Source organism: Pseudomonas sp. HMSC066A08, from assembly GCF_001813025.1.
GTDB lineage: Bacteria > Pseudomonadota > Gammaproteobacteria > Pseudomonadales > Pseudomonadaceae > Pseudomonas > Pseudomonas aeruginosa.
The window spans coordinates 1-208 of the sequence record NZ_KV811363.1 but is presented as its reverse complement, the minus strand read 5'-3'; the positions used below and the strand labels follow the sequence as shown (position 1 = coordinate 208).

At 68.3% G+C, this 208-nt stretch carries 1 pseudogene; it reads right to left on the bottom strand.

The annotated features are described in order from the left end of the window. Positions 1–208, bottom strand: a pseudogene (locus HMPREF2886_RS28425) (peptide synthase); the annotation flags it as partial.

Below are 208 nucleotides of genomic sequence, written 5' to 3'. Positions count from 1 at the left end.
CCCGCCGAGCTCGAAGAAGTTGTCGGCCATCCCGACCCGCTCCAGCTTCAGCACATCCGCCCAGATCGCTGCCAATGTGCGCTCCAGCTCCGTCGCCGGCGCCACATACTGTTGTTGGCTGTCACTGGCGTCCGGCGCCGGTAGCGCCTTGCGGTCCAGCTTGCCGTTGGGCGTCAGCGGCAGCGCCGCCAGGAACACCCACTGGGTC